The following is a 23,503-nucleotide window of genomic DNA, read 5'->3' as shown; positions in this document are numbered from 1 at the left end:
TACTCTGATGATTATTTATTATCACAGTATTATACGGCGGTGAACAGATGGAAACGGTTAGCGGCAATCTTGCCTCCGCGCTCAGGATCGAGTCGGGCATTACCGCGATTATCGGCAGTGGCGGCAAGTCGACGCTGCTGAAGACGCTGGGTCTCGAGCTCATGCGCGCTGGCGGCCGCGTGCTCCTCTGTACCACCACGCACATGTTTCCCGTCGCCGGCGTGCCATGGGACGGGTCGAGCCGTCGCCTGGACGCCGCGCCTTGGAAGCCGGGGACCCTACATGTTCCCGGCTGCACCTGCGAGGCATGCGCGGGACTTGTCCGCGGAAGCATCTGCCAGACGGGTGTTTTGGACCCGGAGACAGGCAAGCTCTCCGCCCCCGCTGAGCCGCTCGACCAGCTGGCGCAGCGCTTTGACTATGTGTTGGCCGAGGCAGATGGCAGCAAGCGACTCCCGCTCAAGGCACATGCCGCCTGGGAGCCGGTAATTCCCGCCGCCGCGACAAACGTTGTCTGGGTCGTCGGCGCCTCGGGGCTGGGCAAGCCCGTCGCCGAGGTTGTCCACCGCCCCGAGCTCTTCTGCGAGCGCTGCGGCTGCGAGCCCACCGACGCTGCCACCCCAGAGCGCGTCGCCCAGGTGCTCAATGCCGAGCTGCAGATGCTGAACCTCAACAATGCCCGTATCATGCTCAACCAAGCCGACACGCTTGCCGACCCAACAATGGCAGATCGCTTCGAGGCAGCCCTCAACCGCCCCCTCATCGCCACCAGCCTCCAGGGGTAGCAAATTTGGGACGGGGCTCTTTTTGCTACCCCGTCCCAAAAAATCATCTCCCAAATTAGCTACCCCGGCGGTCTTCCCGTTAGCGGGGCACGTAGCGGCCGGGTTGGGCTCCGGTGGGCTCGCCGTCGCGTGCCGCCAGCACGCCGTTCACAAACACGGCCTTGGCGCGGCCATGTGCCTCAAAGCCCTCGAGCGGCGTGTAGTCCACGGCCTGATGCTGCGTCGCGGCGCTGATCGTCCAACGCGCGCACGGATCCCACACGCACACGTCGGCATCGGCGCCCTCGGCAAGACAGCCCTTGCGCGGATACATGCCAAAAACGCGCGCCGGATTCTCGCTCATCAAGCGGCACAGATCCTCGGGACCCAGCTGTCCCTCAAAGCTCGTGGCAATCGCAACGGGGCGATGCTCCACGCCGGGCCCGCCGTTGGGAATCGCGCGGAAATCATCGCGTCCTCGGTCCTTTTGCCCGTGCAGGTTAAAGCTGCAATGATCGGTCGCAATAGTATCGATCTCGCCAGCCGCAAGCGCCTCGCGCAGCGCGGCACGGTCACCGGCATGGCGCAGCGGCGGGCTCATCACGTACTTGGCGCCCGCAAAGCCGTCCTCGCCCTGCTCCAGATAGCAGGTGTCGTCGAGCATCAGATACTGAGGGCAGGTCTCGACATAGATGTTCTTCTGCCCGTGCGCTTTGGCAGCGCGAATGGCCTCGAGCCCCAGCTTGGTCGAAAGGTGCACCACGTTGACCGGAGCGTCCCCGGCCAAGTGCGCCAGATACAGCAGGCGGCTCACGGCCTCGGCCTCACACACGTCCGGACGGCTGAGCGCATGGCCCTCGGGCCCGTGGATACCCTGCTCAAACACGCGCTTCTGCAGCGCGTTGACCAACGTGCCGTTCTCGCAATGCACGCACAGGATACCGCCCACGCGCTTGAGCTCCTCCAGCACCTCGAGCGTCTCGGCATCGTCCAGGCGCAGATGGTCGTAGGCAAAGTAGGTCTTAAACGACGACACGCCCGCCTCGCGCATGGCCGAAAGATCGGCGCGGTTGCGCTCATTCCACTCGGCAAGCGCCATATGGAAGGCATAGTTGGCGGTGCAGGTGCCGTCGGCGCGATGATGCCACTCGACCAAGGCATCGGGCATGGTCACGCCGCGATCGGCCGTCGCGTAGTCCACAATGGTCGTCGTGCCGCCGCAGGCAGCCGCGCGCGTGCCGGTCTCAAAGCTATCGGCTGTCCAATCCATGCCGGTCCAGCACTGCATGTGCGTGTGCCCATCGATAAAGCCCGGGAACACCCAGCAGCCCGCAGCGTCCTCGACGGTATCGCCCTCGGCCGGCTCAATCGCCGCGGCAATCCGCACGATCTTATCGCCATCCATGGCAAGATCGGCGCGGCGAAGCCCCTGGGGCGTCACGAGTGCGCCGTTTTTGATGATGATCATAATTGCTCCTTATTGATTGATGCAGTTGGCCACGCGATCAAAATACGAGCAGGCGGCGATATGCTCCGTTATGCGTCGCTGTCCCTTGACGGTATCGACGTCCCACAGCTCGTAGGCACGCGCCTCGACCAGCACCACGTCGGTACGGTCCTTGAGGATCGAACCGCCGCCGTCCTTACCCTCAAGACACATAAGTGCATCGAACAGTTCCGCCGGAAAGAGCACCGGGCTCGAAGGCTCACCGTTGCACGCAAGACGCACCGGATGCTTGCGGCCACGCTCGTCAAATGCACGAACCATAGCCTCAAAAGAATCCGAACTCACGAGCGGCTGGTCGCCCGGCAAAAAGAGGCAACCTTTCCAGTTACGTTCGACTCCCCACGAAAGGCCCGCACGGACGCTTTCGCTGCGCAGCTCGCCATCGTGCAGCACGCACGGGCAATGCTTGTCATCACAAATCTGAGCGACCTCGGGCCAACGCGTCGAAACCAAAACGTCAAAGCCCCGGGGAACCGAATCAATGGTCCGGGCAATCAGCGGCTCGCCATAGATATCGGCGAGCATCTTGTTAGAGCCAAATCGCTTGCCCTCGCCCGAAGCCATAATGACGCAACCGAGTTTCATCTCCGCAAACCTCCCCTGGCTGCCTTGGACACCATAGTTGCTATACCCACCATAGCAAGCTCACACTCCGTCGGAACAGGCACGCACTCGTTTTCCAGCGAACGCCTCTTGGCTCCCCATAGCACAAAGGAGGGCACCCCGCGACGCAGGGCACCCTCCTCAATGGTGCAGATATGCCTACCCAGCGTCGCCGGTAAACGTGGTACCGGTCTTGCCGGCAAGACCGTCACGCGCCTTCTCGAGCAGCGTGATGAGCGCCGTGCGGCCCGGCTTGCTCTCGGCAAACGTCGAGGCGGCCTGGACCTTGGGCAGCATGGAGCCGCGACCGAACTCGTTGGCCTCGGACAGACGCTTTACGTCAGCCGCGGTCAGCGTGTCGAGCCACTGCTCGTGGTCGGTGCCAAAGCCAATGGCAACCTTCTCCACGGCCGTCAGGATAATCAGGGCATCGGCATCGAGCTGCTCGGCGAGCTTCTCGGCCGCAAAGTCCTTATCGATGACGGCGGCAGCGCCCTTAAGGTGGTTGCCCTGGGCCTTGGTGACGGGAATGCCACCACCGCCGCAGGAGATCACCACATGGCTGGACTCGACGAGCGACTTAATGGTGTCGAGCTCGACGATGTTCACGGGCTTGGGCGAGGCAACCACGCGACGGAAGCCCTGCTTCTCGTCGTGGATGAACTGGTAGCCGCGGTCGGCCTCCAGCTCCTTGGCCTCGGTCTCGCTCATCCACGGACCGATCGGCTTGACCGGGTCGGCAAAGGCCGGATCGTCCGCCGCAACCTCGACCTGGGTGAGCACGGTGGCGACACCCTTGTCGATATTGCGGTCGAGCATTTCCTCGCGCAGCGCATTTTGCAGGTCATAGCCAATGTAGCCCTGGCTCATGGCGCCGCAAACGGACAGCGGGCAGGGGATGTACTTCTGAGGGTTAGAGCGCGTGAGCTCTGCCATCGCGTTGGCGATCATACCCACCTGGGGACCGTTGCCGTGCACGACGACGACCTCGTTGCCCTCCTCGATCAGGTCGACGATAGCCTTGGAAGTCGTCTTGACGGCCTCCATCTGCTCAGGAAGGTTGGCGCCGAGGGCGTTTCCGCCCAGGGCGACAACAATACGCTTAGCCATTTCTCAGCCCAGCTTTAGGCCTGGAACCAACGGGCGGTGTTGCGCTCGTCGAGGGCCTTGAGGGTAGCGGCGGGATCGGCAACCTTCTGCAGGAACATCATGGCTGCGATGGCGTACGGCTTGTAACTGGCCTCCTTGTACATGCCCACACGATGCATGTCGAAGACGTCGGCGTTGACCTCGCCGTGCTCGCAGGAGACACCGGAGATGTCGGCGGGCAGCGGATGCATAAAGATGGTGTCCTGGCCGTTGGCGGTCTTCTCCATGAGCTCGGTCGTGGAGCACCAGTCCTGATGGGTGGCGTTCTGGGCGAGTAGCTCCTTCTCGAGCGCTGCGATGCCGGCGTCGTCGCCCTCGGCGTACAGGTTGGTACGCTTCTCCATGGCGGCAAACGGAGCCCAGCTCTTGGGGATCACGATGTCGGCGCCCTCGAAGGCCTCGGCCATGGTGTTGACCTGCTTAAAGGTGGTGCCGGACTCGGCGGCGTAGCCCTTAGCGCGCTCGACGACCTCGGGCATGAGGTCGTAGCCCTCGGGGTGGGCCAGGGTGACGTCCATGCCAAAGCGGGGCAGCAGGCTGATCAGCGACTGCGGGCAGGACAGCGGCTTGCCGTAAGAGGGCGAATAGGCCCAGGTGACGGCAACCTTCTTACCCTTGAGGTTCTCGAGACCGCCAAACTCGTTGATGAGGTAGAGCATGTCGGCAGAGGACTGCGTGGGGTGATCGGAGTCGGACTGCAGGGAGATGAGCGTGGGACGGTGATCCAGAACGCCGTCCTCGTAAGCCTGCTGGACGGACTCGGAGACCTCGGCCATGTAGGCGTCGCCCTTGCCGATGTACATGTCGTCGCGGATGCCGATGACGTCGGCCATGAAGGAGATCATGGTAGCGGTCTCGCGGACGGTCTCGCCGTGAGCGATCTGGGACTTCTTCTCGTCCAGGTCCTGCAGCTCAAGGCCGAGCAGGTTGGCGGCCTTAGAGAAGGAGAAACGCGTACGGGTGGAGTTGTCACGGAACAGGGAGACGGCCAGACCAGAGTCGAAAATCTTGGACGAAACGTTGTTCTCGCGCAGCTCGCGCAGGGCGTCGGCGACGATGTAGAGAGCCTTGAGCTCATCGGTGGTCTTATCCCAGGTGTGCAGGAAGTCGCTGCCGTACATACCCTTAAAATCGAGGCCGTTCAGCTGCTCGACGAGCTCGGTAAACTTAGCGTCCATGTAAATATCCTTTCCAAAGATGAAACGATCGCAATGAGTAGATGTGCTCCGGCATGCGCGTGTGGCTAGAACATGCAGAGCGCTATGACGAGGACCCGCTACCGTTGAGGAAGCATCGGAGATAACGACCGCGGGCCCCAAGTCAACAGGAGGTGCCGGGGGCATAAACTGTCCCCGGCTCAACAAAATCGAGGAATGGGACTAGTCGATCTTGTTGTTGGTCAGACCGGCGCGGAACACGGTGGCGTCGCCATCGGCCTGGCTCGGATCGTAGAGGTTCAGGGCAGCCACGTACATGGCGGCAGCGGTGACCAGGTCGTCCTTGTAGGTGACCTCGTTGGGAGCGTGAGCCTGAGACTCGGCACCCGGGCCAAAGCCGACGCAGGGGATGCCATAGCGGCCCTGGATGGAAACGCAGTTCGTGGAGAAGGTCCACTTGTCGCACAGCGGACGACCGGTGCGCTTGTCCATGCTGGGCTCACAGCCGATGCGCTCGTCACCGAACATGGCCTTGTGGGCGTCGACGAGGGCCTTGACGTGCGGAGCGGTCTCCTTGTTGATCCACGTGGGGAAGTAAGCCTCGGTCTCGTAGACCTCGCCGGTCCAGGACGGACGGTCGTACATGTACATGGAGACCTTCACGTCGTCGCCGTACTTCTTGGCGGCCGGCAGGTTACGGATCTCGTCCAGGCAGGACTCCCAGGTCTCACCGGCGGTCATGCGGCGGTCGATGGAGATGGCGCAGGAGTCAGCGACAGCGCAGCGGCTGGGGCTGGTGTAGAAGATCTGGCTGACGGTGCAGGTGCCGCGGCCCAGGAAGCGGGCATCCTCGTAGTGCTTGGGGTTGTACTTGGGGTCGAGCATCTTGACGAGACCCTTGATGTCGGTCGACTCGTCGCAGCCGTTGTTGTTGAGGGCGCGGACGTCGGCGATGATGTCGGCCATCTTGTAGATGGCGTTGTCGCCGCGGTCGGGAGCGGAGCCGTGGCAGGAGGTGCCGTGAACGTCGACGCGGATCTCCATGCGGCCGCGGTGACCGCGATAGATGCCGCCGTCGGTGGGCTCGGTGGAAATGACGAACTCGGGCTTAATGCCGTCCTTGTTGTAGATGTACTGCCAGCACATGCCGTCGCAGTCCTCTTCCTGGACGGTGCCGACGACCATGATCTTGTAGCCCTCGGGGATGAGGCCCATGTCCTTCATCATCTTGGCAGCATAGGTAGCAGAAGCCATGCCACCCTCCTGGTCGGAGCCGCCGCGGCCGTAGATGATCTCGTCGGTCTCGTAGCCCTCATAGGGATCGGCATCCCAGTTCTCGATGTTGCCGATGCCGACGGTGTCGATGTGGGAGTCGATGGCGATGATCTTGTCGCCCTCGCCCATAAAGCCCATGACGTTGCCCAGGCCGTCGACCTTGACCTCGTCATAGCCAAGGCTCTCCATCTCGGCCTTGATGCAGGCGACAACCTCGCCCTCCTCGCAAGACTCAGAGGGGTGCGAGATCATAGCGCGCAGAAAGCGAGTCATATCAGCACGATGAGACTCAGCGGCAGCCTTAATGGCATCAAAATCGAGTTCTTTAGTCATAACAGTCAACCTTTCTACAAGGGTTTACCTACAGGTAGATATTTCAGATAGATCACTTGTGCCAAGCAGCGTGAGGTCGAGCACCCGGCAAGCAAGTAAACGTAGGGCGGCGGAGCATATGTTTGCTCCGTCGCGAGTTCCGCACGCAAAGGAAAGCACTTAATGTGCTTTCCGTCTTGCGCAGGACTGTTCGAGCAGGGAGCAAACATATGCTCCGCCGCCCGGACAGGTCAGTCTGCTAGCAGGTGGGGTACTCGCCCTCCCAGACGATGCGACGGTACTGATCCGGATCGGTGTCGCCCTCGGTGGAGAAGCAGAGCACGGAGCTTGTCTTGTCCAGGCCGATGAGCTCCTTGAGCTCGGCGTACTCGGGATCGAGCATGAGGGTCTCGACCAGGCCGGTGGTCACCGCGCCGGACTCGCCGGAGATGACGCGCGGGTCGCCCTTCTCGGGAGCGCCCAGGGTGCGCATGCCGCGAGCGGTGACCCAGTCGGGGCAGGACACGAAGGCGGTGGTGTGGTTGCGCAGGATATCCCAGCCCAAGATGTTGGGCTCGCCGCAGCACAGGCCGGCCATGATGGAGGGCATGTCGCCGTCCACGATGCGCGGGTCGCCGTCGCCGGCGGCAGCGCCCTTGTACAGGCAGGCGGCAGGCGCGCACTCGACCACGACGAAGGTGGGCGGGTTATCGGGATACAGGTTGGTGAAGTAGCCCACCACGGCGCCGGCGAGCGAACCCACGCCAGCCTGGACAAACACGTGCGTCGGGCGGTTGATGGCCATCTCGCGCAGCTGCTCGGCAGCCTCGGAAGCCATGGTGCCGTAGCCCTCCATGATCCAAGACGGGATCTTCTCGTAGCCCTCCCAGGCGGTGTCCTGAACGATGACGCCGCGCTCGCAGGCATCGGCCTCGGCGGCGGCCATGCGCACGCACTCGTCGTAGTTGACCTCTTCGATGGTCACCGTGGCGCCCTCGGCGGCGATGTTATCGAAGCGGGGCTTGGTGGAACCCTTGGGCATGTGCACGACGGCCTTCTGGCCCAGCTTGTTGGCAGCCCATGCCACGCCGCGGCCATGGTTGCCGTCGGTGGCGGTAAAGAAGGTGGCCTGGCCAAAGTCCTTGGCAAGCTGATCGGAGGTCAGGTAATCGAAGGTGCACTCGGCAACGTCCTTGCCGGTCTCGTCGGCAATGTAGTTGGCCATGGCAAACGAACCGCCCAGAACCTTAAAGGCGTTGAGGCCAAAGCGATAGCTCTCGTCCTTAACGCACAAGTTGGACAGGCCCAGGCGCGCGGCCTGGCCATCCAGGCGGGCAAGCGGAGTGACGGTGTACTGGGGGAACGACTGGTGGAAGGCGCGGGCCTTCTTCACGTGGTCGAGGCTCATGATTCCCAAGTGCTTGTCATCGCTCTTGGGCATCGTGTTGCCCGCCCACTGGATCTTATCGGCCATACGGTGAACTCCTTAAGTCCTCTCTTGCCGGCCCCCGCATACGCGTTTCAGCCCATTCCCATTCATGCGACTGAACTTTTATGTGGATGCCAAACAAAAAGTTTGTTAGCACTGTTCTATCACACTTTTTGATTGGAAAACCTAACAAATTGTTTGTTGCCGTAATCGGTACCTTTTCGCCGCCGAACGGTCACATAACACAGCGACGCTTTCGTTATTTGCGAACAAGTGGGGTTTATGGCACAGTGAGCCCAAACTAATTTTTAGGAAGGCACCCATGACCCCCGCACAGATTGAGTTCTACAAGCGCCTTGCACACGGCCTAGCGCTCCAATTTGGCCCCAACTGCGAAGTCGTCGTCCACGACCTGGAGACCGAGGACGTGGACCGCTCCATCGTAGTGATCGAAAACGGCCACGTCAGCGGGCGCAAACTGGGTGACGGCCCCAGCCATATTGTGCTTGAATCCATGCACGAGGGCACCGCCGACGTGCACGACCGCGAGCCGTACCTCACCAAAACCGCCGATGGCAAGCTGCTCAAGTCCTCGACCATCTTTATCCGCAACGATGAGGGCAAGCCCGTCGGCATTTTGGGCATCAACTTTGACATTACGCTTATGAAGGCTTTTGAGCGTTCGCTCGACGCCTTTACCGGCACCGGCGGCACGGGCTACACCGAGCCCGAGCCCATTACCAAGAACATCGGCGACCTGCTCGAGGACCTGCTGCACGAGTGCGAGCAGTTTGTGGGCAAGCCCGCGGCACTTATGACCAAAGATGAGCGCATTCGCGCCATCGGCTACCTCGACCGTCGCGGCGCCTTCCTCATTTCCAAGTCGAGCGAGCGCGCCTGCGAGTTCTTTGGCATCTCTAAGTACAGCTTCTATAGCTACCTCAATGAGGCCAAGGCGGCGGCCGGCGACAAGTAGGCACTCGCCTGGATTGCCCCTCCCCTTTTGGGCGCGAGTTCTGGAAAGCACGAATCCAAGACCGAGCCACTTGGGAAGTTCCATATAATCGATGTCATTAGTATTTCGAAAGGGTGGAACAGAATGGCGTTGAGCAAGGCATCATGCACCGGTCGCGAATTGATTCCGGCAATTGGTGGACATGTGCACCGCATGTTCGATGAGGGTGAAGACGACCTGTTTTCGCTGAGCCTTGACGACGTGATGGATGATCGCCCGTGGACCGCCGACGAACTCATGGGCGGTGGGGCTCGCCCGTCAAGCCCCAATTCCGCACTTGCGCCTAAGCCCGCATCTGCGCCGACTCCTGCGCAGCCGCCTGTTTCGACGCCCGCGTCTACGCCCGCACCCATTTCGGCGCCCACACCCACTCCCCGCCCCGCAAGCGACCCGTCCGAGACGGCGGCATTTCTCGCTGCAGCGACGCAGGGCAAATCGGCCGACAGCACCGTTATGTACAGCGCCCAGCAGTTGCCTGTTCCCGCGGCACGCAAGCCTCCGGCCACAAGGCTCGATGAGCCCGTTGCCCATCAGGTTGCCTACGATTCCTGGGCTGCAGCCGATCTGGATGAGACCTCTACCGGCATGCCGGCGCTCGACGTTCCAGTTAACCCGCTTTTTGCCGCCAACACGAGCGCCGCGGGCTATGAGGGCGGTGCGGCATATTCCGATTATTCCGATGGCCATGCTGACGCCGGTCGCATCGAGACCGAGGATTATGGCACCACATCGAGCGATTATCTCAACGATCCGTACGCTGCCACGCCTGCACCGGAATATGACCCGGAGGCCGCGTCCGCACCGGCGTATACCAAAAGCACGGGCGAAGAGCGCTTCGCCGATTATTACGCCGAGGAAAAGGCACTGCGTTTCTCGGAATTTCCGCAGGCAGTCAAGGTTGCCTTTATCGCCATTGTCATTGCCCTGCTCGGTGTCATTGCGTTTGAGGGATTCCAGCTGTTCCGCGGCCCCACCCAAGCGGAGTCGGAGACCCAGCAAAAAGAGGACGACAACCAGTATCTGGACATCAACACCCTCAAGGGCGATCCCAACGACGGGGACGAGTAGCGGGGGTTAAGGGAGGGCCGGAAGAGCCGGCGGCATGTTACGGCTCCAAAAGCCCTGCCATAAAGATGGGCAGATACAGCACGTCACCATCGCGGTGAAGATTACATTCCGCAAGTACCAGGGCGCGATCGATTCCGTAGCCCTTCGTCGCGAGCGCGTTGTCGAGCGCCGCATGGGACTTAAAGCTCTTGCCCGACTTGACCTCGATGGCAAGAACCTCCCCATCGAGCGTCTCCTCCACAAAATCGAGCTCGCCGACTTTTTTAGACGTAAAGTAGCGCAATCTGAATCCGTGGGCTTTGAGCTCTTGGGCAACGAAGCCCTCAAACGCCGCCCCCATGTTCATGCCAAAGGCGTCTTCCGCCCCCCCATCAAAAACGCCTTGGGCGACCCTTTTGGAATACGACGACATGAGCATTCCGGTGTCCAAGTAAAACAGCTTGAACAAATTTCGTTGCTCCCCCAATAAAAGGGGTGCCACGGGCGCCGTTACGTTATACACGGGAAGCGCGACACCCGCCTCCGATAGCCAGAGAAAATGATCTGTCACCTGCGAAAAACGTTTGACACCGTTAATCGATGACAGTTTGAATCGCTTGTTTTTGGAGCCGGCCTCGCTGGGAATCAGATCATAGATATCGCGAATAACCAAGCGTAGCTCAGGCGGAGCGTACTTTGCGATGTCATCGCGATACAGGGCGTGAAGATCGCGATGGATGTTTCGAACCTCGTCGACATTGCGCGTCGCCAAGAAGGAATTGACCGCGTCGGGCATGCCCCCCACCACCACATACTGATGGAACAGATTGAGCAAGCGGTCATACAGATAGCCGGGGAGCTCCTTTTCGTCCTTTAGACAACCCCTGAGCATGTCAAACGCTCCGGCAGCAACGCCGCTTGCCCAGCAGAACTCCTCAAAGTCGAGCGGGTACATCTGGACCTGCTCGACATACCCCACCGGCAGGGAATCGATGCCCTCGAGCCCAACACCAAGGAGCGATCCGGTAAGGATGTATCGAAAGTCGCCGCGCTGGACCAGGTATTTGATAAACGTCACTACGTTGGGGCATCGCTGCACCTCGTCGATAACCACAACGGTCTTGTTCGCAACCATCGGCTGCGTTGCAGCAATAGACATGCGCATAAGCAGGTCATCCGCGCTTTTTGCCGCCAAAAACGAATCGCGCACGGACGCGTCGGCGATAAGGTCGAACGTCACGACATTTTCGAACGATTCGTTTGCAAAGACGTTGACCAAATATGACTTTCCCACCTGTCGGGCACCCTTGACCAAAAGAGCCTTGTTAGGCGACGAGGCAAGCCAAGATTCAAACTGTGCTTTCGCTTTTCTTTGCAGCATAAGCGCACCCCTTATTACGTGCTGTTTTATCACTAGGATACACTTTTCCGTGGTTGCTAGGTGCTCATTTCGACACTTTTTCGAGGTTTTAAAGTGTGTATTACGACACTTTTCCGTACTTTTATACCAGCCAATATTGCACTTTTCCGGATTTAGGCCGAATAATTGCCCGCGATTCCGACACCAACCGACCAAGAGCAGCCTCTCCCACCAGATGCGCTTTACGGTGAAGAGCCACCAACAAATCTGAGGCAATGAAGGCCGGGGGGCCAATCCCCGGCCTTCAACCTAGCACTGCTTTATAAGATCGAGCACCGCGGGAATGTCATCGGCATTCCGAAGGGCAACATAGGTTGGTAGGCCCGGGCCAAATCCGCCCTGTGTGCGTTTGTCCTGACACATGTCCTCTGGATCAATTAAGTCGTCCACGCTCTTTGCCAGGCCGACGGCAATCCAACCACCGTTGCTGGTCCTGCTTTCTAACACGGCATGCAGTTTTCGCTTGCCCGACCTGAAGCCTACATAGTACTTGGCTATATAGGACTCCCACGAAGGGTTACCACTCAGAACGGACTCGCGCACCTCATCGAAAAGCTTCTGGTTGAGTCCGCCTTCGGCAAAAGTGGGGTGATTCTCCTGCAGAGTCCAGACAGGAGCCTCGTCAGACTCCCCGCGAGAGGGGCGATACTTGTCGACGACATCTGCCGGAAGATCGGGATACTTCCATATCTCGCACGCCTCTTTCGCCAGCTCGTCCGCACGCTGCCTAATCTCCTCCTCACCCCATTTTCCATGCGAGGCGATCGACTTGTTTAGGTAGAGTGGGCTGCACATAAGTCCCACGTCCGGAAGATTGAGCTTGTCCGAGAACGACCGGTTTGAGTACTCCTGGTTGTAGCCCGTCAGCGTTAGATTTCCCAAGTTGTTGCACAGCCTGTCGTGGATGTCTTCCCAGTTCTCGCCAAGCGATTCCTTCCAGCCGTGCTCATCATCAATCGTCTGGGGCATGACATGCTCGATCTGGTAATCGTCAGCCGAGATGGACTCCTTCGGGTGGTGCCAGTTCTCCATGCGTTCCAGGTAATAGCGCTTTTTGGAGAAGCGGTTGTAGCAGTCACGCGTCTTAAACTCCTCGACAAAATGCTCGTCTGTCGGGAAGTACGCGGTCATACCACTGCTATGGATAAGGAGCATCGCCGTAACGTACTCCTCTATATCGTCCTGTTGCTCAAGGTTGCGATACATACCGGCAAAGAAATTATTTAGGCCCGTGGTAAGCCTGCCGCAAACCGCCCGTCTGAACAGAAACGACTCGATAGTCTCGCAGATACGTAGAAACGCGTTGCGGTCTAGCTTATTTCCCTCGTAAACCGAGTAAAGCAGCATCAAAAGGGGCCTAATCTGCCTCACATCAAGGCTTGCGATCCTGCTGAACACCCGACGTAGGTCAGTATCCTTTTCTTTGCCGAGGAACAGACTGGCATACCTTTGCGCATACTCGCGCAACTCTTTGAGCAGGTCCTCGGTGTTTCCATCGTAGTCATCGGTGAAGTAGCGTTTAAACTCGTAATAAGCCTCATTCTCCTTTGGCTGCCTATTGGGAACCTTGAGCCATAGCCAGTACCAAATGAAGGCGTTAAACTCGCCCTCGCCCCCTTTTCCAAACAAACGCTCAATGGGATGCCAGTAGCCCTCGTAGAGCTTGGTCTGCTCGTCGTTAGGAAGCGACATGAGAACATAGTTGCGTATGAGATCGATGGGCATGAGGGGCTTACCCTTGGAGTTCATAGACTCAAATATGAGCTGGGCATTATCGACGCCAGCGGTGAGCTTTGTGTCGATGACCTGCACGCGGTTTAGCCCCGCCCAAAGCCTTGCAGGATCGAATGATTTACCGCGCATCTTTTCACGGAAGAACGAATGGTTCTCGACAATGCGATCAGATTTTTCATCTGGTATGGGAGACCTAGACACGATGGAGAACAGCGTCTCTTTATCGTCCTGCGAGAGTACCAGCTTGTAGCGCGCCAGACCGTTGTAGTCATCATCGTTAAAGAGATAGTTCTTTCGCAGCGCTGAGATCTTGAGATCGCCAAGGAAGCCGGCCTTGTCGGGATTACCCTCCAGATAGTCAGCCAAGGCAGCAATCATCAACGAAAACGTCGTCATGCGCTGCTGCCCGTCAATCAGAAGCACGCGCGAAATGCTCGTGGCAGAGCTCTCGGACTCGGGGATATAAAGCATCGACCCCACGAAGTGCGATACGCCATCACGACCCGCTCGCATGACGTCATCCCAAAGCACCTCGCACTCTTTTACGCTCCACGAGTAAACTCGCTGGTACACGGGAATGACGAACTGCATCTTCGCCACGCCCATAAGGTCGAGTAGATTTGCCTCGGTTGCTTTCATTTGCGCTTGCTCCCCTTTTCTTGTTTACGCCGTTTGCAGTCAGTCCTCCACTGTGCGGAGGGCGCTAAAGACGAGAGCATCGAAGCACTGAAGCAACCGGGATGCTCATATCGTTAGATTCTACAACGAAAGCAAACACTTACGCCGTCATGGTGGCGCGCGATCGCTGCACGCCATTCCCCAAAATCATACGATGTCAAAAGACTGACACTTGTGTATGCCTTTTGACATTGCCACAGTCTTACGGGCTTCTTGTCTCATATGCCAAGAGCGGATATCTAGATCGCTGCCTCTCCCGCCCAAAGGAGCTCGACAAGAACTGATCGAAGGGCAAATCAAACATCGAGCAAGTCGCCGACCTGCACTCAGCCTCGACAAGTGGCATCGAACACAAGCTCACCGGCATAAATCTTGCGTTAAAAACAAAAGGGTATGTAAAATAAATGGTTGGAAGTTGGTAAATTACCGGTTGGCAAAGTAAGAACCGGGCTATCAAGTTCCAACCATTTATTTTACAAATGGTATTGGTACAACTCCAACCACATATTTAACGAACGGGACGTTGGATTAGCGGTCTAAAATCCGTCACGCCTCTGCGGTCTACCCCCGACTTGATGGTCCTTTCACAATCCCGTTCGGGATCTTCTTCGAGGAAAGACACAACGCCCTTGGCCATGAGGGAAACGAGGCCTTCGAGCTTGATGACGCAATCGTATGCGCACCCCTTCAGGTTCTCCGTACCCGTCCCGGTATGGCCATAGCTCGCGACGATCCCATGAGTGTCGCCGTGAACGCATACCCCGATAACCTTATAAGGACTATAATCCTCCCCTCTGCCTTCGATGACTGATGATCCCGCATGGATAACGGCGCAACGCAGTTGATAGAGGTCTGAAGCTGTGAATATACCTCGCGCCTCTATAACGTCGAACTCCTCGCTTATCTCACTTTGACTCTTCTCGTCTTTTCGCTCTGCCGCCATCTTTTCGCCGGTATTGGGAAGCTCCAGGTATTTAACGCACCAGTCGATGTATCGCATGCCGACGGCTTTTGCGCAGACGTCCGGTATGGTCACGACGAGGTTCAGTGCCGCGAGGAGAAGCCCCGCATCGAAGGCCTTCTCGCATTCCTCCACGAGCCTGCTTGGTGTGCGATGGATTACGGTCGGAAAGCCGTATTCGCTGGCATCGCATTTCAGGCCGCCTGAAGGCCTTGGCTCCCAGGCTGCAATTTCGTCGAGCCTCGAATTCACAGCATCTCTCCCGTCGTTGCGTCGACCTCCACTCCCGACCTCGGGTCTATGAACTCATCGACGGCCTCGTCCTCGCGGTCGGGCTCGGTCACGAAGAGCGGACCGGGTGCATCGATGCGAGGGCCGATCGTGAGCCCGTTGCTCGCGATGATGCGGTCGAGGTTCTGCCTGCGGTAGAGGGTCCTTGCCCGGAGCGTCTCGAACGAGTATCCGCGCCCTCTCATGTCCGTCTCGTTTATGAGCCGGTTCGCGCACTCGGTGTAGCCGTTCGAGATACGGCTGGGGCATTCCCAGTAGTTGAAGATGAACTCGCGGTGATTCTGAACGGTCCGAGCAAGGGCTCTGAACGGATCGAACTCCCTGCCATCGGGAATTTCCCGAATCCAGGCGTCGAACGCCGCCTCAGCCTCCTCGCGTGAGGACGGATGGTCGTCGTAAATGCCGAAGAAGTCCTCCTTGAGGTCGTACGCGGTCATCAGCGTCGAGTAGGAGGAGTCTTCCCGTAGCGCCCTTAGGGCCGACGCCTCGTAGAGGCTGAGGTCGCGCGTCCGCTTCCTAAGGACGTAGGCGAGGCCCTTCTTTAGCTCAAGGCGACCCTTCCTGTCGAGAGCTCCCTGGAGGCCCTTGCGGACCGCGTCCAAGGCCTCGTTGGCTCCCTTCACGACATGGAAGTGGCCGATGACCCATGTCGCGTTCGGGGTGTATTTGGCTATGCTCCTCCAGAACGGCCGGTACATGTCGCTCGAAACCCATCGTACGCGCTCGAGGCCCTCCAACGAGGAGAAATAGGCGTCGAGGTCGGACTGCGTCCTGCCGGGCACCATGTCGAAGACCGTCCTGTGCTCGAGATCAGTGATCACGGTCACCATGCCGACCCTCTTGAGGTTCTTCTCGTCTATGCCCAGGAACGCCGGCACTTTGAAGCGAAGCCTCGAGGCGTTCTCGCGGACGTAGTCCTCGAAGACGCTCTTCACGGTGACGTGCGAGAGCGGGTACTCCTCGGCGACCTCGCGGAAGGTGAGCCTGAGCGAGCGTTGGGCGATGTCGGCGTATGCCGCCTCCGTCATCCGGTGACTCTCGTCGATCCCGCCTATCGCCGGGCGCCACACGTAGCCGCACTCCGGGCATCGCATCCGCGGGAACCCTATCTCGAGCCTCGTCGGGATGCCCAGGTGTGGCGTCGACACAACGCCGACGGTCCTCGCGCCGTGGCTGTGCAGCGTCCCGCCGCACTCGGGACACGATGCGGGGACGGGCCCGCGGTATCTCAGGTCGAACTGCTGGAGCCTCCTACCGCAATCGACCTTGGTCGCGCTGCCGATGAGCTCGCAGTCCCGGACACCAAGCAGCTCCTCGACGTAGCCTGCCACGCCCATCTACTTTCCCCTCGAGAGGTAGGAGGCGAGCTCGGCGATGTCGTAGCGCTTCCCCTGCGAGATGAGGTCGTACACCTGGTCGGCCAGGGGCTCGATCGCCTGCGGGTCGTCGAGCGCCTGCTCGGCGAGGTCTCCAAGCTCGTTGCTCATCATCGACATGAGGGCCCTGATGACGATGTTGCGCAGGCGCCCGTCCGCGAGGACGGCCTCCTTCGTGTTGCTCGTGTTCGTGATCTGCGTGTTGGTCACGGGGTCTGCCGCCACGGCATCGGAGACCGCGTTGACGGCTCGGGCCTTCACGAGGGGGTCACCTTCGTCGCCCCACGTGCGGTTCAGCCTCTCCACGATCCTCGCCATAGTGTCGCGCTTGGGCGCGGTGCCTGAGCCGCCAGCGCCCATCGGCATGAGCTCGCCGCCTTCGACCCCCTCGGGGACCTTCTGGGCCGATATGCGGAAGTCCCGAAGCACGAGGCCGCGCACGTCGACGTCGTCGAGCGAGGTGCCCGCGATCCTGTGGCCGAGCAGCTTTGCGAAGCTGTAGAACACCTCGAGGTCGGGGTCGCCGAAGTCGAGCGCCTGGGACAGGAACGTGTAGGCGGAGCAGTACTTGGAGAGCTTCTTCCTGAAGGTCATCAGCTCCGCGACGCGTCCCGCCGCCTCGTCCGCGCTCCTCTTGGCCCTCTCCGTCCCCTCGGCCTCGCCGGCCGCCTCCGCCCGGTTGGCGCACTCCAGCCAAGTCTCGTAGGAGTCCCTGGCCGCCGCGAACCTCTCGCGGAAGATCTCGGCGGGCCCGGAGACGGCGGAATAGAGGGCGGTCCTGTAGGCATCGCTCTCCTCACCGGCTGCGAGGCCCTTGGACCTGTAGAGCGCCTCCTTGAACCCCTCGACGTCTCGCGTCGCGTACACGTCGGCCGCGTCGAGGGCGTCCTTCAGGTCGTAGACGATGTTCGGGTCCTGGGCCGTGCTCATCGTCGCGCCCTTGTCGTAGGTCTTGAAGGCGGCGAGAACCGTCTCGGGGTCGTTCACGAAGTCGACGACGAAGACCCCGTCCTTGCCGGAGCACGTCCTGTTGACGCGCGAGTAGGTCTGCACGATCTCGATGGCGTTGCCGAGCGGCTTGTCGACGTAGAGGGCGACTAGCTTCTTCTGGTCGAACCCGGTCTGGAACTTGTTGGCCACGATGAGCAGCCTGCTCTCAGGGCGGTCAAACGCCCTCTCGACCGGGCCCTGCCCGGTCGGGTTCATGTTGGCCTCGGTGTACTCGTATCCGCGCTCGATGAGGGCGAACGGGTTGTCCTCGAGGTACTCGTCCTCGGGTAGGACGCACCTGTCGCCCAGGACCTTCTGGGAGAAGGCGACGAGCGGCTCGCCGGGCACCTTGAAGCGCAGCTTCGGCTCGACCTTGGCGGGGTCGAGGTCCGGACGGGCGCGGAGGTACGCCTCTATCGCGTACTTGTAGCGCACGACCTCGGGACGCCCGGAGGTGACGATCATGGCCTTGGCCTCGCCGTTCAGGAGCGGAGCCACGTTGTCGACGAAGTGGTCGATGATCCACTTGGCCTTCTCCATGACGTTCGTCGGGTGGAGCGAGCGCCACTTGGCGATCTTCCTCCTGGCGCGGCGCTCGTCGACGAGTCTGCCGTCGGCGTCCTCGGACTCGTCCTCGATCCTCGTGAGGGTGCGCAGGGGCACGTATCCCGAGAGCGGGTCGATGATGTAGCCCTCCTCGATCGCCTGCCGCATCGGGTAGAGGTGGAAGCTGCCCATGACCGGATTGCCGTCCTCGTCCTCCTCGCCCGTGGGCGTGCCGAACAGGGTCTTTGTCTCGGCCTTTGGGGTCGCTGTGAACGCGAGGAAAGAGACGTTCGGCGGCATGAGGTTGCTCGCCTGCATCTGGGCGAAGTAGGCATCCATGACCGACCCGCCGTCGTCCGAGTCCTCATCGAAGTCGAGCATCCTCTCGAACTTCAGCTTGTCCGCCGCCGCGTTGAAGGCGGTCTTGAGGGACGCCGCCGAGCTGCCCTCCTGAGAGCTGTGCGCCTCGTCGACGATCACCGCGAATCCGGAGCCGTCAAGCTCGGGCAGCGCCGCGATGTCCGGCCACGCGTAAAGGAACGTCTGGATGGTGACCACGACGATCTCCCTCTTCTGCCGAAGGGCCTCGACGAGCTGGGAGCTCTTGGAGCCGTCGGCGACGGCGCTGCCCCTCTCGTCGCGGCCGACCATGACGACCTGACCGGTCACCTTGGAGAGCTGGGAGATGGTCTTCTTTATGTTCTGGTCAAGCGACAGCCTGTCGGTGACCACCACGACGCTGGAGAACATCTTCTCTCCGTCCGCGCGGCGGAGCCTCGCGAGGTCGTGCGCGGCCCAGGAGATGGTCTCGGTCTTGCCGGAGCCGGCCGAGTGCTCGATGAGGTAGCGGCGTCCCGCCCCATGCTCCCGCGCGTCGGCCAGGACCTTCCTCTCTGCGTCAAACTGGTGGTAGCGCGGGAAGATCTGGGTCGCCGTCTTGCGCCAGCGGCCCGTCGCGTCCTGCCTGTCCTCGACCTCCTCGAAGACGAAGCGGTCGAAGATGGACAGCCAGTTGTCTCGCTGGAGGATGGTGTCCCAGAGGTAGTGGGTCCTGTACTCGCCCTCGGGCGCGTCCGGGTTGCCGGCCCCGCCGTCGCGGCCCAGGTTGAACGGGAGGAAGCGGGGCTTCGCCGACCTGCTCGGGAAGGGGCCGAGGTTCGTGCACATCCAGACCTCGTCCTCGGAGACTGCGAAGTGGACCACGGCGCCCCTCTTGTACATGAGCAGCGAGTTCTTCCTGCCGCCGTCGGGCTCTATGGGCCTGCGCTCGTCGACGTACTCGTCGATGGCGTCACGCACGGTCTGGGTGAGCTCGGTCTTGACCTCGCCGGTGGCGACGGGGATGCCGTTGACGAACAGAGCGAAGTCGAGAGACTTGCTCCCGGCGGTCTGGTAGTGAACCTGGTGCATGAAGCGCAGGATGTTGGCGTCGTAGCGCTCCCTCGCCCCGGGCACGCGCTCGTCGTCCGGGTAGCCAGCCATGCACTCGATGGTCTGGTAACCGGCCACCTGGAATCCCTTGCGTAGCGTGAGAACGGTACCGTTTCTCTCCAGGCTCTTCACGAGCGCGCGGCGCAGCTGGTCCTCCCACCTCGCGCCCTTCTCTCGGCGCATCTTGTCGAGCTTCTCCGGCGCGGTGGCCTCGAGCCAGGCGACGAAGTCGTCGAACACGAGTGCGTCGTTCGGGTCGAACCCCGTATCGTCAGGTGAGAGGGCCCAGCCCGCGCCGCCGAGGGCAGCGACCTTTCGGGAGATGTAGCGCTCGAAGGCATCCTCCTGGTGAATCTTGCGGCGGCCGCTGTACTCGACGTCGCGGCGCTCATATGCACTGTCTATGTCGACTCTTGTCATGGCTATGCCTCCGTGCAGTCGATCTTGCCGGTGACGGCGTGGTGGATGACGGACTTGCGGTACTCGCCGAGCTTCTCGATGAGCTGCTCCTGGCGTGAGATTGCCTCGTCGATGGCCACGCAGCGCTCGTCGAGGTAGGCCGCTATCCTTTTTTGCTCTTCTAAAGGTGGTAAAGGAACGACGAAGTTGTTAAATGCGTTGGTTTGTAGTCGCATGCGCCCCTTGTCAGCAACTCCATTTGCTGAACCGAAAAACACCCGATTGAGGTAGCACATCTGGAAGAGGTAGAGGTAGTAACTCGGGTTGCTTACCGCAAGGTCACGGGCTGAAAACACTCGGTAGTCAGGACTTGTCACTCCTTCATAGCGAGATATATCCACCCAACCTGTTAAGAGGTCCATGTGGTTCATCGCAAAATCGCCAGGATGTACGAGTTGATAATGTGAGTATGTTTCAGCAAATTGCCCTTTTCCTGTGCTGAAATCTTTGGGCCTAATTCCATCTTGTGTAATCGACAGAACTGTCAATCCTTCAACCCCGGCAATTCGTTTTGTAATTTGAAATAGAGCTTTGAGCTTGGAGGTCTGCCAATTAGAGGGAATTTGATCTACCCACTTAATGTCGCTGTCTTTCATCTCTGCGGTTGGGTCGAGGCCCTTTGTCACAGCATGCGCGATGAGGGACTTCTTGTACTCCTTGAGCCTCTCTATGACCTTTTGGCGCTTCTTCACGTCATCGTCGATGGCCGCGCAGCGCTCGTCGAGGTAGGAGACGATACGGCGTTGGACATCACAAGGCGGGACTGTGACGTAGGTCTCGTGCAGGTTGCCTTGGTTAACGTGAAAAACTTTCACATCGATCAAGTCGCGCCGAATCTGCCAGCGCCACATGTCGGTAGAGAAAAGATATGCAAGGTACTTATTCTCAACCTCGTCAACCGGAGAGAGGAGCAGGGTATCGCCTCCGGGATTAACCGGCCGCTCAGAATCGTTGTATATGCAGTCTCCGCACCCGGCAAGGTCCTCTGATGTGCAGGCGAAGATAAAGGAACCTTTCTCGGAATATTTCAGCCCTTTTGGAACCATGCCCGTAGGGACGTGCTTTATGAGCTCTTCGTGGATACCGAATCTATTGTTTAACTTCGAATGCACTTGGGCGTAATTGACGACGGGAGCTCCTTCGTCAACTAAGTCAGCCCTAGTGACGGTCATTCCCTTGCTGCTCATAAAAAGCCTCGGCAACGGCACCATGTTCCAGCCGTCCGGCACCTCACCGAACCACTCAGCACTGTTTATCTCCCTTCTCGTCCTCATGCCAGGAACCCCCTCATGAGCGAGCCGAGGCCGTCCTCGAGCTCGAGAATCTCCTTCGCGATGACCTCGGGGGCACGGGGGCTCTCGTACTTGTAGAAGTACCTGTTGAACGAGATCGACGTGCCGACCACGCCCACCCCACCGTCGCCAAGCGGGTTGGCCGTGAGACCCGTCTTGTTGTCGAACTTGGGCTCGTCCCTTACCGACCCGTCCACCACGGCGTCGGGAGCGTAGGGCAGCACCTCGCTCGCCATGTAGTCGTCGATTTCCATGCCGATTGGAATGTTTTCCGTGTCCTTGAGCTCGGGGTCGAACACCGGGTTGCCCTTCGCATCGACCGCCGGCTCCGCGGAGGGGTCTTGCCGACCGAACACCTTGACGAGTGCCTCGACGAGCTTCGTCTTCTGTGGCTTGGGCTTCTCGATCGCTTTGTGAAGCTTCTCGGTCGCAGCCAGGACCTCGCTGTATGTGAGCGAGGCGCCCTCGTTCTTCTCAACCCAGGAGCGAATGGCGGCGCGGCTCGCGTCCGACAGCTTCTCCATGGGCTTGCTGAGGGTAAAGAGGGCATCCAGCCCATCGGCCGAGGGCTCAATGACAACGCGCAGCGGGCGCTGCGTGGTCACCTTGCGGTACATGAAGTCCTCGACGGGAACGATGACCGACCTGCCGTGGTCGTGCCCGTCTACGTAGGTGCGCACGATCCACGCGGCCTGGTCCTCGCCGACCTCGTAGCGCTTGTTCCCCTGGCTCTTGCGCAGGGCGGTCTTCTCCTCCGAGGCGTCGATGAGCTGCACGTACCCCTTGCGGTTCTCCGGCTTGTGGTTGTTGAGCACCCAGATGTAGGTTGCGATGCCCGTGCGGTAGAAGATCTCGGTCGGCAGCTTCACGATGCAGTCAACGAGGTCCTCGCTGAACAGCCAGCGGCGGATGCCCGATGGCCCGCTGCCGGCATCCCCGTTGAACAGCGGGGAACCCGAGAGCACGATGGCCGCCTTGCCGCCGCCTTCCTCGGGCGGCGCCATCTTCGCCGCGACGTTCTGCATGAAGAGCATGCTGCCGTCGTCAATGTCGGGCTTGCCGGCGCCGAACCTGCCCTCGAAGCCGCGTCCCATCTCCTCGAGGACGACGTCCTTCTCCTTCTTCCACTCCTTGCCGTAGGGCGGGTTCGTGAGCTGGTAGTTGAAGGTGCGTCCCTCGAACCTGTCGTCGTCGAGGGTGTCGCCGAGCATGATGCCGGCCGACAGGTCGGTCATCTGGTCGAGCACGTCTCCCGAGCCCCCGGCGATGTTGCGCAGCATAAGGGCTGCCTTGCCCATGGCCCATGTCGCGTCCTCGAGCTCCTGGCCGTAGGGGACGATCTTGGTTGGGCTGCTGAAGTGCCCTTTGTCGTGCCACTCGTCGAGCTGGTCGAGCGCGTCGCAGATGAAGCCGCAGGTGCCGCAGCTGCCGTCGTAGAGCGTGCGGATGTCGCCGTTGTCGGCGTTGAGCAGCGTGTCCTCGTTTGCGAAGAGCAGCGCGGTTGCGAGGCGGGCGACGTCCTTGGGCGTCATGAAGTCCTCGGCGTCCTGCGAGATCTCCTCGCCGTATCGCTGGATGAGGTGCTCGTAGATGTCGGTCATCATGCGGTCGGAGACCGTCTCGGGCCCGAGGTCGAAGCCCGAGAAGCGTGTGCACACCTCGTAGAGCATGCCCTTCTCGTCGAGCTTCTCGCAGGTCTGCCGCATCTCGAAGCGCTGCAGGACCTCGCGGGCGTTCGCGGAGAAGCCGTTGATGTAGGCCATGAGGGCGTCGCAGGTCTTCGTCGCCCCGAGGTTGGAGAGTGTGAAGCTCGTGACGTTGTAGAAGCAGTGGCCGGAGAGGGCGCAGTACTTCGGGTCGTCGTCGTCCCAGACCCCCTTGGCGGCCTGTCTGCTCACGGCCGCCCGCGTCGGCTCGAGGGCGCACTCGAAGCGCCTCAGCACGGCGAATGGGAGGATGAGCTTGTTGTAGTCGGCGGGGCGAATGACATCACGCACGTAGTTCGCGATGCTCCATATCTCGTTCACGTAGTCGAACGCGGTCTTATCGGCCATGGTTGGACCTCTC

The 23,503-nt window shown here is 60.3% G+C and carries 16 protein-coding genes; 3 read left to right on the top strand and 13 right to left on the bottom strand.

Annotated elements, in window-relative coordinates:
- Positions 1-47 precede the first annotated feature (47 nt).
- On the top strand, positions 48-785 hold the full coding sequence (gene yqeC / locus ACESSC_RS00690; protein ID WP_349103053.1) for a selenium cofactor biosynthesis protein YqeC: 738 nt from the start codon (positions 48-50) through the stop codon (positions 783-785).
- Positions 786-864: 79 nt separating this feature from the next.
- On the opposite strand, the gene hydA is transcribed toward yqeC, so the two are convergent.
- The 6 genes from hydA to dpaL all read right to left on the bottom strand — a co-directional run bounded on the left by hydA (position 865) and on the right by dpaL (position 8,241).
- The gene (gene hydA / locus ACESSC_RS00685) at positions 865-2,232 is read right to left on the bottom strand and encodes a dihydropyrimidinase (RefSeq protein WP_373160842.1); all 1,368 of its coding nucleotides are present in this window, start codon (positions 2,230-2,232) and stop codon (positions 865-867) included.
- 9 nt (positions 2,233-2,241) lie between these two features.
- On the bottom strand, positions 2,242-2,856 hold the full coding sequence (locus ACESSC_RS00680; RefSeq protein ID WP_373160840.1) for a nucleotidyltransferase family protein: 615 nt from the start codon (positions 2,854-2,856) through the stop codon (positions 2,242-2,244).
- Positions 2,857-3,033: 177 nt separating this feature from the next.
- Positions 3,034-3,984, bottom strand: a complete 951-nt coding sequence (arcC, locus tag ACESSC_RS00675; RefSeq protein WP_373160838.1) for a carbamate kinase — start codon at positions 3,982-3,984, stop codon at positions 3,034-3,036.
- A gap of 14 nt (positions 3,985-3,998) precedes the next feature.
- Entirely contained in the window at positions 3,999-5,201 is a 1,203-nt protein-coding gene (ygeW, locus tag ACESSC_RS00670) for a knotted carbamoyltransferase YgeW (protein WP_055252229.1), read from the bottom strand.
- A 201-nt stretch (positions 5,202-5,402) separates the two neighbouring features.
- The gene (locus ACESSC_RS00665) at positions 5,403-6,788 is read right to left on the bottom strand and encodes a YgeY family selenium metabolism-linked hydrolase (protein WP_118259144.1); all 1,386 of its coding nucleotides are present in this window, start codon (positions 6,786-6,788) and stop codon (positions 5,403-5,405) included.
- A gap of 238 nt (positions 6,789-7,026) precedes the next feature.
- Complete coding sequence (dpaL, locus tag ACESSC_RS00660; protein ID WP_055252227.1) at positions 7,027-8,241, bottom strand: diaminopropionate ammonia-lyase; 1,215 nt, start codon at positions 8,239-8,241, stop codon at positions 7,027-7,029.
- A gap of 277 nt (positions 8,242-8,518) precedes the next feature.
- On the opposite strand from dpaL, the gene ACESSC_RS00655 reads away from it, so the two are divergent.
- Both ACESSC_RS00655 and ACESSC_RS00650 read left to right on the top strand, forming a co-directional pair.
- On the top strand, positions 8,519-9,172 hold the full coding sequence (locus tag ACESSC_RS00655) for a helix-turn-helix transcriptional regulator (RefSeq protein WP_117564173.1): 654 nt from the start codon (positions 8,519-8,521) through the stop codon (positions 9,170-9,172).
- Between the two features lie 123 nt (positions 9,173-9,295).
- Positions 9,296-10,279: a hypothetical protein gene (locus ACESSC_RS00650; RefSeq protein WP_373160837.1), complete on the top strand. Its 984-nt coding sequence runs from the start codon at positions 9,296-9,298 to the stop codon at positions 10,277-10,279.
- A 37-nt stretch (positions 10,280-10,316) separates the two neighbouring features.
- Here the strand turns inward: ACESSC_RS00650 and ACESSC_RS00645 are convergent, their stop codons facing one another.
- The 7 genes from ACESSC_RS00645 to ACESSC_RS00615 form a co-directional block, all read right to left on the bottom strand.
- Positions 10,317-11,639 (bottom strand): ATP-binding protein, encoded by a 1,323-nt coding sequence (locus tag ACESSC_RS00645; RefSeq protein ID WP_373160836.1) that lies wholly within the window; start codon positions 11,637-11,639, stop codon positions 10,317-10,319.
- Positions 11,640-11,927: 288 nt separating this feature from the next.
- Positions 11,928-14,051 (bottom strand): GmrSD restriction endonuclease domain-containing protein, encoded by a 2,124-nt coding sequence (locus tag ACESSC_RS00640; protein ID WP_373160834.1) that lies wholly within the window; start codon positions 14,049-14,051, stop codon positions 11,928-11,930.
- A 547-nt stretch (positions 14,052-14,598) separates the two neighbouring features.
- Positions 14,599-15,303 (bottom strand): hypothetical protein, encoded by a 705-nt coding sequence (locus tag ACESSC_RS00635; protein ID WP_373160832.1) that lies wholly within the window; start codon positions 15,301-15,303, stop codon positions 14,599-14,601.
- The gene (locus ACESSC_RS00630) at positions 15,300-16,673 is read right to left on the bottom strand and encodes an ISL3 family transposase (RefSeq protein WP_373160830.1); all 1,374 of its coding nucleotides are present in this window, start codon (positions 16,671-16,673) and stop codon (positions 15,300-15,302) included. Before ACESSC_RS00630 ends, ACESSC_RS00635 begins: the two co-directional genes overlap by 4 nt.
- A 6-nt stretch (positions 16,674-16,679) precedes the next feature.
- The gene (locus ACESSC_RS00625) at positions 16,680-20,105 is read right to left on the bottom strand and encodes a DEAD/DEAH box helicase family protein (protein WP_118225868.1); all 3,426 of its coding nucleotides are present in this window, start codon (positions 20,103-20,105) and stop codon (positions 16,680-16,682) included.
- 2 nt (positions 20,106-20,107) lie between these two features.
- Entirely contained in the window at positions 20,108-21,418 is a 1,311-nt protein-coding gene (locus ACESSC_RS00620; RefSeq protein ID WP_117655014.1) for a restriction endonuclease subunit S, read from the bottom strand.
- The gene (locus tag ACESSC_RS00615; protein WP_117655015.1) at positions 21,415-23,490 is read right to left on the bottom strand and encodes a class I SAM-dependent DNA methyltransferase; all 2,076 of its coding nucleotides are present in this window, start codon (positions 23,488-23,490) and stop codon (positions 21,415-21,417) included. Before ACESSC_RS00615 ends, ACESSC_RS00620 begins: the two co-directional genes overlap by 4 nt.
- Between the last annotated feature and the right edge of the window lie 13 nt (positions 23,491-23,503).

It is taken from the genome of Collinsella aerofaciens (assembly GCF_964243765.1).
In the GTDB taxonomy this organism is placed as follows: domain Bacteria; phylum Actinomycetota; class Coriobacteriia; order Coriobacteriales; family Coriobacteriaceae; genus Collinsella; species Collinsella aerofaciens_BU.
Note: the sequence above shows the minus strand (reverse complement) of the source record. Positions and strands in the feature narration are given on the sequence as shown.

Coding starts and splice junctions, on each gene's coding strand:
- ACESSC_RS00680 (WP_373160840.1), bottom strand. CDS start 2,856: ATGAAACTCGGTTGCGTCATTATGGCTTCGGGCGAGGGCAAGCGATTT.
- arcC (WP_373160838.1), bottom strand. CDS start 3,984: ATGGCTAAGCGTATTGTTGTCGCCCTGGGCGGAAACGCCCTCGGCGCC.
- yqeC (WP_349103053.1), top strand. CDS start 48: ATGGAAACGGTTAGCGGCAATCTTGCCTCCGCGCTCAGGATCGAGTCG.
- ACESSC_RS00620 (WP_117655014.1), bottom strand. CDS start 21,418: ATGAGGACGAGAAGGGAGATAAACAGTGCTGAGTGGTTCGGTGAGGTG.
- ACESSC_RS00650 (WP_373160837.1), top strand. CDS start 9,296: ATGGCGTTGAGCAAGGCATCATGCACCGGTCGCGAATTGATTCCGGCA.
- ACESSC_RS00655 (WP_117564173.1), top strand. CDS start 8,519: ATGACCCCCGCACAGATTGAGTTCTACAAGCGCCTTGCACACGGCCTA.
- ACESSC_RS00645 (WP_373160836.1), bottom strand. CDS start 11,639: ATGCTGCAAAGAAAAGCGAAAGCACAGTTTGAATCTTGGCTTGCCTCG.
- ACESSC_RS00665 (WP_118259144.1), bottom strand. CDS start 6,788: ATGACTAAAGAACTCGATTTTGATGCCATTAAGGCTGCCGCTGAGTCT.
- ACESSC_RS00625 (WP_118225868.1), bottom strand. CDS start 20,105: ATGACAAGAGTCGACATAGACAGTGCATATGAGCGCCGCGACGTCGAG.
- ACESSC_RS00640 (WP_373160834.1), bottom strand. CDS start 14,051: ATGAAAGCAACCGAGGCAAATCTACTCGACCTTATGGGCGTGGCGAAG.
- ACESSC_RS00615 (WP_117655015.1), bottom strand. CDS start 23,490: ATGGCCGATAAGACCGCGTTCGACTACGTGAACGAGATATGGAGCATC.
- dpaL (WP_055252227.1), bottom strand. CDS start 8,241: ATGGCCGATAAGATCCAGTGGGCGGGCAACACGATGCCCAAGAGCGAT.
- hydA (WP_373160842.1), bottom strand. CDS start 2,232: ATGATCATCATCAAAAACGGCGCACTCGTGACGCCCCAGGGGCTTCGC.
- ygeW (WP_055252229.1), bottom strand. CDS start 5,201: ATGGACGCTAAGTTTACCGAGCTCGTCGAGCAGCTGAACGGCCTCGAT.